The organism is Bacillus sp. S4, assembly GCF_040838205.1.
Lineage (GTDB): Bacteria > Bacillota > Bacilli > Bacillales > Bacillaceae_G > Bacillus_A > Bacillus_A cereus_U.
On sequence record NZ_JBFPJI010000140.1, the window covers coordinates 1 to 8,537 of the forward strand.

Below are 8,537 nucleotides of genomic sequence, written 5' to 3' on the forward strand. Positions count from 1 at the left end.
ATTGCAAACAGATATTTAATTGAAGGATTATTATGAGATATTACTGTAATAATAAGCTTTAAAAGGAAAGTGGATTCCTAATATTCATAAACAAATATCTGTACATACACCTACAAGATGCACTTCCTCTATTCCTCTTTCTCTTAGCTTCATTTCTAAATCCGTTCCTGCAAAAGCACTGTAACGTGTTTTGTCCATATAGTATACATTCTCAGCATTTTTATATTTTTCGTATACATCTTGTAATTCACCAAACAAGTCTCTTCCATTTGTACCTGCTATATTATGAGGTGGAAACAATTTCGCTTCAGGATGATATACATCATTGTCTTCATGTTTATCGATCGCAAATACTACGTAATCACCTTTTTCAATAAATTGTTTCGTTACATTTACAAGTTCCTTCTCAATTTCTTGACCTGGTTTCCCGCAAGTTAAAGCACCTTTTTCAGCTACAAAGTCATATGTATAATCAATATTTATAAGCGCTCTTTTCATAACTACAATCTCTCCTTCTTCTGTTTCACAGTAAACAATAGAAAATTTGTTATTACGACATCGTATGTACTATTCGACATTACAAATGAAATACCTACATTTCCCTCTCAATACTTACCTTAATCCGAGTTTATCCTACAATCGGTACACAATGACAAAACATACAGTTCCTATTATCAAGTCATGGATTTGATAACTTAACTTAATTTAGATACGAACAAACCGATTCACATCTTCAACCTCTTTCACTTTCGTAGTAGTAAAGAGTAATTTCTTACTATTCATACGTACTAGAAAGTGAAACAAATTATTCTCAACAACCTAATTCTATCCAAATTAAAAAGTACACTACCACTTTAAGTAATGTACTTTTTATCCATAATTAAGACGCAGGCTTCGTTTCAAACGTCGCTTGATTAAAGCTAATGACTTTTCCTTTCGGGTCATTGTTTTCAAACTGAGCTGCAGTAATCGTATGACTACCTGTCTCAAGTGTCTTTTCTTTTAATTGTACTGTTGTCTGTGTTGTACTAGTTACTTGATGTTTATCTGCAAATATTTGATCTACAAATACGAATGTTTCTTTATCGTTTTGAAAATTAGAAAGTTCTAATTCAACTTGCTGAATTAAAGTATCTTTTTTGATAAATACAGTCGGTATATTGCCATTTTCAGAAGTACCATCTGGCGTAGTTACTTTTACTTTCCCTTCTCCGATTGGCACTGCTCCTTCCGGAAATACGACCATATTCTCATCACTTGCATTTACAACTTGTTCTTCCTGATTTGACTGTGCATCTTCTTTTTCCTTTGGAGCACCACAGCCTACTAATAACAATACAGACAATCCAGTGATTATGAATTTCTTCAAAATTCATCCCCCCTGTTATTTCATTATAATTTATTATACAAAAATAACTTCTTAATTTTAAAACTAGTTTTTAACACTTTCATGAACAAATATTAGCTTGCTCACGATTACTGTACCATACTTTCATTTTAAGAACATTAATTTTTTTTAAGAAATAAATAGTAATTCCACCTTATTCATCATTTTAGCCCAATTCACTAAAGAAATATTCATTTAAAATAAAAAGACATTGGCATTTCAATGTCTTTTCTACATAACATTTAGAAAATAAATGTTGTAATCTCATCAACTTCTTTTCGAGAAAGTTTCTTCGGCTTATCTTTCGGAAACCCAAGTGAAATTACCATATTAATTTGTTTTTGAGGCTCAATTTGTAAATATTGTCGCAGTTCATCTTGAGCTAACAATACAGGTCCTGTCATTGGACAAGTGCCAAGTCCTCTCGCATGTGCAGCCAACATTAAGTTTTGTGCTGCTAGACAGCTACTCTTAATTCCTTCCTCTTCCCATACTGAATCAGGAACGAAGTCAATTGGATCAAATATCTTTTCACGAAACTTTGATTCATATGGTGTTGCTAAACATACGATTAGTACTGGCGCCTCAGAGAAAGCTGTCGCATATGGACCGAAAGAACGTGTAAGTAATTTCCCTGCTTTCTCTTCTCCATTTTCTGCTGCCTTTGCTGCGAGTTTATGTAATGCATCCCATGTCATTTGTTCAATTTCTTTAATTTTCTCTCGATTCATAATGACCAAGAACTCCCACGTTTGTGAGTTCGTATCACTCGGTGCATAACGAGCACAATCAATAATTTCTTTTATATCACTAGTGGATACTTCTTGTTCTGTAAACTTTCTAACACTTCTTCTACCGTGAATTACTTCTTTAAAATCTTCATAATTCATACATTAAATCCCCTTTTTACAGCGTTTTCAAAATTTGTCCTACGGTTGAATTATATCATGAAAAAAAGCTGGGGGAATACCAGCTTTTTTCCTCATTATTAATTTCTCACTTTAAACAAACTAATACTTTCTTCATATGCAGCTTGTAGTTTTTTCGTAATAGGTCCTCTTTCGCCGCTTCCAAACTTCTCATCACCAATTTGAACAACAGGGAATATTTCAAGTGGTGTCGCTGTAAAGAAACATTCATCAGCCTCGTATACTTCTTGCAATGAGAATTCACGCTCTTCTACTTCAATATGTAAAGCTTTTGCTAATGTAATAACGTAGTGACGAGTAATGCCGTGTAGAATGAAATTATCGGCCGGATGTGTAATTAATTTATTATTTTTCACCATAAAGAAATTCGAATGACACCCTTCTGTTACAACTCCATCTCGTACTAATATCGCTTCTTGATACCCTTGCTCGTTTATTTTATTTTTAATCATGATATTAGGTAGAAGGTTTAAAGATTTTATATGACAGAACTTCCAGCGTATATCCTCTTCTACAGTAACCTTTATTCCTTGTTCCATAGTAGCGGTAGGTCTTGGAAACGAAACAATATTCGCAAAATATGTTGGCTGTAAATCTTTTTCATACACATGATTTCGAGCTTGAGCTCCACGTGATATTTGAAGATACACATTCCCATCCTCTTGAAATTGATTTCTTTCAATCATTTGATGAAGTTCTTCAACTAACTCTTCCTTTGTAAACGGCGGAACAATATTTATTTCCCTCATAGATTTAAAAAAGCGTTCCAAATGTAAGTCTAATAAATGAGGCTTCCCATCGTATAGCCTAAATACTTCATATATGCCATCACCAAATTGGAGTCCTCGCTCTTCTAACGCAACCATCGGCTGTTCTTCTTTCGTATTTACAATTCTTCCGTTAAACAAAATCCAATCTTTATGAGTAGCTTTCATTCCTTCCCACTCCTTTATTCCATGATTGGTTTTATTGTACAACTTATCCACGCTTAAAAGAAGGAATTTTCTGTATTTAACTAAACAAAAAAGTACATCACCTATTTAAAGTGATGCACTCAACCATTCATTTATTTCAAAAAATATTTTTCAATATCATCTAGCATTAAGTTTGCAGCTTTAATACCGCCTGCTGTATTCCAAATTACTTCATCCACTTGGAATACTTTATTGTCTTTAGAAGCCTGCAGCTGCTTAAAGAGTGGGTCTTCTGTCCATTCTTTTGCTAACGTGGTTCCTTCGTTATTCTTATCTGCATCTTTATCAGATGTGAAGTAGAATATGTAGTCCCCATCCATATTCGGAATTTGCTCTTTTGTAATTCCTTTTATCGCAAACTCATCTTTATCTTGTAGTGGTGGTCGCTTAAATCCAATATCATTTAAAACAGCACCTGAGAATGAGTTTTTCTGATAAATACGAACGTCACCTGGTACGAAGCGAATAATAGAAACTTTAGAATTCAATTTATCTCCTAACTTCTCTTGTATTCCTTCAATGCGTTTTTTATAATCATCAAGAGCTTTTTGCCCTTCTTTTTCTTTATTTACAGCTTTTGTATAGAGCGTAAAGTTTTCTTTCCAATCCCCGCGCAACGTTTCAGCATATACAGTTGGCGCTATTTCGTTCAATTGCTCATATATTTTTTCATGACGCATTTTATTCCCGATAATTAAATCTGGCTTAAGCTTCATAACTGCCTCTAAATTAATATCACGCTCAGTACCTACAACTTTCGTATCTTTTAACTCTTTCGCTAAATGAGGATACCATTCATCACCAGCACGTGGTTTTGTAGTTCCAACTGGTGTTACTCCGACAGCTAGAAGAGCCTCCGCACCTTCATTTGTTAAAACAACAACTTTTTTCGGTGTCCCATTTACTGTCGTTTCGCCCATTGCATGCTTGATACTATATGAATCTTTTGCCTTTACCGATGTATCGTTTTCTTTCTTCTCTTCTTTACCACACCCTGCGATTATGACCATTAGTAACATAATACAAAGTATAAGCATATTTTTAGTTCGTGTCATATGTCCTCCTAGTTGAAAGTGATTATCAATAACATTTAAAAGAGTAATGTATATCTTACATATTGTCAATACATATATCAGAAAACTTTTTAAATATATATAATTTAGACACTCTTCCCCATTCGAAATACATATATATCCGTCTTTAACCCTCATTTTTTCATTCGAAACATTTGAAAAATCAATGACCATAAGAAAGTAATTATTATTCCAGTCAACAAATAACATAAGTAATACAAAAACATGTCTCCATCTCAGCAATAAGATAGAGACATGTTCAATTATACTTTTCAATATTGATTATATTTAATATATGACGGATCATTATACGCCCACTGATTTCCACCAAGGTTCAACCAACCGTTTTGATTAATAAATACTAAATAAGATTCTGGTTTATTTAATTGACGAATAACTGAAGAAGATGTTGATGGACCACTTCTTAAATTCACATTCGTTCCTTGAATATATGCGACACCAATTGCGCTTCCATCACTATTGCTCGTCTTTACAAAATTAATGTACGAAGGGTCATTATACACCCATTGTCCATTTCCTAAGTCTAACCATCCGTTACTTTCCTGATATACGACATACGATTCTGGGGAGTTTAGTTGACGAATAACCGAAGAAGACGTTGATGGACCACTTCTTAAATTCACATTTTTCCCAAGGATATAAGCAATCCCCTTCGTTTGTGGTGTTGGCTGAGGATTTGGAGGTTGTGGATTTGGAGGATTCGGATTTGGAGCTACTCCAAAAATAGCTGCTATTCCGTTTGCATATGCTTGACTTAAATCTTCAATAAATTGTGGGTTTTTCAATAAATTAGCATCAAACGTTGTATCAATAAAAGCAGTCTCAGTTAAAATTGCATCCATTGCAGTCTCTCTTAGTACCGCATAATTTGCTTTTTTTGCTCCTCGATCACGAAGGCCGTATTTTGTTAATACAGGATTGACTGCCGCATGCATTTTTTGTTGCTTTTCATATGCGGAACTACTATTAGATAGCGCGTTGTAAATATAACTTTCAAATCCAGTGCCACCGCCACTATTAATGTGAAATGAGATAAAATAATCTGCACCAAATGAATTAGCAATATTAGCACGTTCTGATAAAGAGATAAACACATCACTATCACGTGTCATTTTAATATTGATTGGATAATTTGCAGATAAAATATCTCGTACACGTCTAGCAATTTGAAGCGTTAACTCTTTTTCCACTAACCCATTACCAACAGCACCCGAATCATATCCACCATGCCCTGCGTCTATAACAAGTTTCATATATCTTTTTCGTTCCTTTCTTTATTGTAATAAGCTTTCATTTCTACTCGTCCTATTTTATGTTAATTGTACAAGTTTCGTTACAAGTACAAATAAAAAAACCCCTTATGTAAGGGGGGTTCTATCACTTTTTTTTAACCAATTTAAAATGAATATGTATGATTGATAGTGGATGTAGCGTACGCAAAATAAAAGAAATAAAAGAAATATTCCCACGCCGCTATATAGCAAACCAAACTTCAAAAAGATGTTCAAAAGAGGCGGGAAATGAGATGCGTTTTGTAATACAAATAACATGCAAAACAAAATTACAAACACAGGTATATATTGTAATTCATATGGTCTTCTCTTCTTATACATTCTTTTTCGAATGAAAATCTGGCATAATTCTGCTACAATAAAGCAACTTCCAACTAATGCAAGACCAGCAGTCATTGTCATACGTTCACCTACCCCATATTCATTTCATCAAGCAATCAATATTCACTATATTTTCTTTACATATATTCCATTTTCCTCAATAAAACCAGATCCCTCTATGAAAGATTTAGCTTGTTCCGTAAATACCTCATGCAATACTTTTATTTCTTTCACATTTCTCTGTTTCATCATTTCTTCAAATGTAAAATACGTATTTGTCCCGTATCCATAACCTTGATAATCAAAATGAATAATTAACTGTGACAAAATAGCACTCTCTTCTTGAACGTTATAATCTATTACACCAATATATGTATCATCAACTTTTACACAATACTGAACCTTTTTCCCATCTAAGCTGTGTGAGTGAAACATTTCTTTTACAGCGCTTTCATTTTCTATATTTACTTTCTCAAACGTAATCATATGTTGTCCATCCTTTTACTATTATTGTATCAATAATAAATGCAATTTATGAAAAAAACCTTAAGATCGAATGCGACCTTAAGGTTTTTTATTAAACTAAGCTATACGCACGCTTTGTTTCTTCGTGGAACTTATTCGTATCGTATTTATGCTCAACATAAATTTGATGCCATACCATAAACGCAAGTACAGTCCAAATTTTACGGCTATAATCGCCTTTATCTGCACAATGTGCTTCCAGTAAGTTTAATACATACTGTTTTTCGATTAAATGCTCAGTTTTGCTTTCTTTAATAATATTTACAGCCCAATCGTGCATTTCATCTTTTAACCAGTGACGAATTGGTACTGGGAATCCAAGCTTTTTACGATCTAACACGTGATCCGGAACAATTCCACGGGCAGCTTCACGTAATATAGCTTTCGTTGTTCCGTTTGCAATTTTAAATTCTGTCGGAATTTTAGATGCAACGTCAAATACTTCTTTATCTAAGAACGGTACACGAAGTTCTAATGAATTTGCCATCGTCATTTTATCAGCTTTTAATAAAATATCGCCGCGTAACCATGTGAACATATCAATGTACTGCATTTTACTTACATCATCATAATCTTTAATTTCGTTATACAATGGTTTCGTGATATCCATATAGTTAACACTTTCATCGTAATACTTCATTAATTCAGCTTTCTCTTCTTCACGGAAGATTTTCGCATTTCCATAGTAACGCTCTTCGATTGGCGTACATCCACGCTCTAAGAAGCTTTTTCCTTTAAACCCTTCTTTAAGAGCACCACTTAATGCCTTTAGAACACTCTTTCCTGGGCTAGGAATGTAAGAGAACATTTTTAAAGAGTTTGGCTCACGATAAATGTTATATCCACCAAATAGCTCGTCTGCACCTTCACCAGAAAGAACAACCGTTACATGTTTACGCGCTTCTTTCGCAACGAAATACAATGGTACAGCTGCTGGATCCGCTAAAGGATCATCCATATGCCAAATAATTTTTGGGAACTCATCCATAAATTCTTGCGCTGTAATGAATACGTTATGGTTTTTAACTCCTAATTTCTCAGCAGTTTCTTTCGCAACATCAACTTCACTGAAACCGCGTTGTTCGAAACCAATAGAGAATGTTAATAGATTTGGATTCATTTCTCTTGCGATAGAAGCAATAATAGATGAATCGATACCACCAGATAAGAAAGAACCTACTGGTACATCACTACGCATATGTACTTTTACAGAATCGTATAATACATCACGAATTGCTTGGATATGCTCCTCTTTCGTTGCGCTTGAAGCGTTGAAATAAGGATTCCAGTAGCGATGGATTTCCATCTCTTTACCGATTTCTTTTACGAAGTAATGACCAGGCTCAATTTTGTTAACATCAATTGTTAATGTTTCTGGCTCTGGACCATATTGGTACGTAAAGTAGTGTTGTAGTGACTTTGGGTTTACCCCTTTGTCTTCCATTACATGCATAATACTTTTCTTCTCAGATGCGAAGAATGTAGTATCACCTTGTTGTGCGATGTATAAAGGCTTAATACCGAAGTGGTCACGTGCACCGAAAAGTTTCTTTTCTTCACGATCCCAAATCATAAATGCGAACATACCACGAAGGTAGTCTACACATTTTTCTTTCATATGTGCATACAATGCAATAATAACTTCTGTATCAGATTGTGTAGCAAAAGTTGCACCTTTTTCAAGTAACATTTCACGTAGTTCTACATAATTGTAAATTTCACCATTAAAAATAATTACATATCGATCATTTTCATAAGTTAGCGGCTGATGTCCTGCCTCTAAGTCAATGATACTTAAACGGCGGAAGCCAAATTGTACATGTTCATCACGAAAATATCCTTCGTCATCTGGACCGCGGTGGAAAATCATCGTGTTCATATTTTCAAATTGATGTTTTTCTGTTTCTGAAAACCCTCTAGGGTTTTCACATAAACATCCTACAAAACCACACATACTTCTTACCCTCTTTCGGTTTTCATTCTGTTTCTATACTATATATCAACCCTATTTATAC

8 protein-coding genes and 1 pseudogene are annotated in these 8,537 nt (G+C 34.2%); all 9 read right to left on the reverse strand.

Annotated elements, in window-relative coordinates:
* Positions 1–87: 87 nt before the first annotated feature.
* Positions 88–498 (reverse strand): annotated as a pseudogene (locus tag AB3X48_RS13975) (cysteine hydrolase family protein); the annotation flags it as partial.
* A 382-nt stretch (positions 499–880) separates the two neighbouring features.
* Positions 881–1,369 (reverse strand): putative periplasmic lipoprotein, encoded by a 489-nt coding sequence (locus AB3X48_RS13980; protein WP_002157997.1) that lies wholly within the window; start codon positions 1,367–1,369, stop codon positions 881–883.
* A 260-nt stretch (positions 1,370–1,629) separates the two neighbouring features.
* Positions 1,630–2,277 carry a nitroreductase family protein gene (locus AB3X48_RS13985; protein WP_016104741.1) on the reverse strand — a complete coding sequence of 216 codons (648 nt, stop codon included), beginning with the start codon at positions 2,275–2,277 and terminating at the stop codon, positions 1,630–1,632.
* Positions 2,278–2,375: 98 nt separating this feature from the next.
* Positions 2,376–3,251 (reverse strand): D-amino-acid transaminase, encoded by an 876-nt coding sequence (dat, locus tag AB3X48_RS13990; RefSeq protein ID WP_016104740.1) that lies wholly within the window; start codon positions 3,249–3,251, stop codon positions 2,376–2,378.
* A 131-nt stretch (positions 3,252–3,382) separates the two neighbouring features.
* Positions 3,383–4,345 (reverse strand): ABC transporter substrate-binding protein, encoded by a 963-nt coding sequence (locus AB3X48_RS13995; RefSeq protein ID WP_033714708.1) that lies wholly within the window; start codon positions 4,343–4,345, stop codon positions 3,383–3,385.
* 290 nt (positions 4,346–4,635) lie between these two features.
* Positions 4,636–5,637 carry an N-acetylmuramoyl-L-alanine amidase gene (locus AB3X48_RS14000; RefSeq protein ID WP_002158002.1) on the reverse strand — a complete coding sequence of 334 codons (1,002 nt, stop codon included), beginning with the start codon at positions 5,635–5,637 and terminating at the stop codon, positions 4,636–4,638.
* Positions 5,638–5,742: 105 nt separating this feature from the next.
* Positions 5,743–6,078 carry a hypothetical protein gene (locus tag AB3X48_RS14005; RefSeq protein WP_002158003.1) on the reverse strand — a complete coding sequence of 112 codons (336 nt, stop codon included), beginning with the start codon at positions 6,076–6,078 and terminating at the stop codon, positions 5,743–5,745.
* 45 nt (positions 6,079–6,123) lie between these two features.
* Entirely contained in the window at positions 6,124–6,483 is a 360-nt protein-coding gene (locus tag AB3X48_RS14010; protein ID WP_016104738.1) for a GNAT family N-acetyltransferase, read from the reverse strand.
* 91 nt (positions 6,484–6,574) lie between these two features.
* A complete protein-coding gene (gene asnB, locus AB3X48_RS14015) occupies positions 6,575–8,476 on the reverse strand; it encodes an asparagine synthase (glutamine-hydrolyzing) (RefSeq protein WP_002148240.1) in 1,902 nt (633 codons plus the stop codon).
* Positions 8,477–8,537 lie beyond the last annotated feature (61 nt).

Coding starts and splice junctions, on each gene's coding strand:
- AB3X48_RS13985 (WP_016104741.1), bottom strand. CDS start 2,277: ATGAATTATGAAGATTTTAAAGAAGTAATTCACGGTAGAAGAAGTGTT.
- dat (WP_016104740.1), bottom strand. CDS start 3,251: ATGAAAGCTACTCATAAAGATTGGATTTTGTTTAACGGAAGAATTGTA.
- AB3X48_RS13995 (WP_033714708.1), bottom strand. CDS start 4,345: ATGACACGAACTAAAAATATGCTTATACTTTGTATTATGTTACTAATG.
- AB3X48_RS14000 (WP_002158002.1), bottom strand. CDS start 5,637: ATGAAACTTGTTATAGACGCAGGGCATGGTGGATATGATTCGGGTGCT.
- AB3X48_RS14005 (WP_002158003.1), bottom strand. CDS start 6,078: ATGACAATGACTGCTGGTCTTGCATTAGTTGGAAGTTGCTTTATTGTA.
- AB3X48_RS14010 (WP_016104738.1), bottom strand. CDS start 6,483: ATGATTACGTTTGAGAAAGTAAATATAGAAAATGAAAGCGCTGTAAAA.
- asnB (WP_002148240.1), bottom strand. CDS start 8,476: ATGTGTGGTTTTGTAGGATGTTTATGTGAAAACCCTAGAGGGTTTTCA.